Here is a 1,291-nt window from a genome sequence, read left to right as displayed (position 1 = left end):
GCCGTGATGGATGAGGTCGAGACGCTGACCTGCCGGTTACCCTCGCAGTGGCATCGCATGCTGGCCACCCTGCAGGCCGACAACTCTCCACGTGAGATGGGCGCCAAATCTTGGAACGAGGTACTGCGGATCCGGTGGCGGCTCTCGACCGCCGAGGCCGGCCGCCGCCTACATGAGGCCGCCGACCTGGGGCCGCGACGGTCGTTGACCGGAGAACCCCTGCCTGCGCTTCTACCGGTGGTGGCCGTCGCCCAGGCCGCCGGGCTGATCACCCCCGAACACGTCAAGGTGATCCGCGAGGCAGTGCGGGATCTGCCCGGCTCGGCCAGCACCGCCGACCGCGAGACGTTCGAGATGGCCCTGGTGCGCGAGGCCCTCGGGGTGGGACCCAAGGCGCTCGCCGAGTCCGCAGCCGACCGGCTGTTCCTACTCGATCAGGACGGACCCGTGCCCGACGAACGCGAACGGCAACGCAAACGCGGCGTGACCGTGGGCACCCAACGCCGCGACGGCACCACCCCGATCACCGGGCAACTGGACCCCGAAGCCACAGCCGTCTGGGAACCGTTGTTCGCGAAATTCGCCGCCCCCGGCATGTGCAACCCCGCCGACGACCACCCCTGCACCCTCGGCACCCCCACCCAGGAACAGATCGACCACGACTACCGCACCCAAGCCCAACGCCAACACGACGCGATGATCGCCGTCGGCCGCATCGCCCTGATGTCCAACCTCGGCCAACTCAACGGACTCCCGGTGGCGATGATCATCCGCACCACCCTCGGCGAACTGCACTCTTTGGCCGGGATCGCAGTGTCCGGCGGTGGAACCAAGATCCCGATCCGCGACGTCATCCGGATGGCCGGCCACGCCTCCCACCACCTGGCCATCTTCGACGACGCCACCGGCGCCGCCCTGAACTACTTCCGCACCCGGCGCACCGCCAGCCCCGCCCAGCGCATCATGCTGATCGCCCGCGACGGCGGCTGCACCAAACCCTGCTGCACCAACGGCCCCTACTACTGCCAAGCCCACCACGGCAAAAAAGCCTTCTCCCACGGCGGCAACACCAACGTCGACGATCTCACCCTGGCCTGCAGCTGCGACAACCGGATGGTCGACGACCACGGCGACGGCACCGGCTACACAACAACATTCAACGCCCGCAACGAATGCGAATGGCACCCGCCCCCAGCCCTGGACCACGGCCAAGCCCGCATCAACTACCACCACCGCCCCGAACTCCTCCGACACCCGCCGCACGACCGATCGCAATGGGCCGACCGGGCCG

The 1,291-nt window shown here is 68.6% G+C and carries 1 protein-coding gene; it reads left to right on the top strand.

What is annotated here, in order from left to right:
• On the top strand, positions 1-1,291 hold a 1,291-nt coding region (locus BST17_RS28485; RefSeq protein WP_109750348.1), incomplete at both ends, for an HNH endonuclease signature motif containing protein.

The organism is Mycolicibacterium bacteremicum (assembly GCF_002086115.1).
GTDB classification, from domain to species: Bacteria; Actinomycetota; Actinomycetes; order Mycobacteriales; family Mycobacteriaceae; genus Mycobacterium; species Mycobacterium bacteremicum.
Note: the sequence above shows the minus strand (reverse complement) of the source record. Positions and strands in the feature narration are given on the sequence as shown.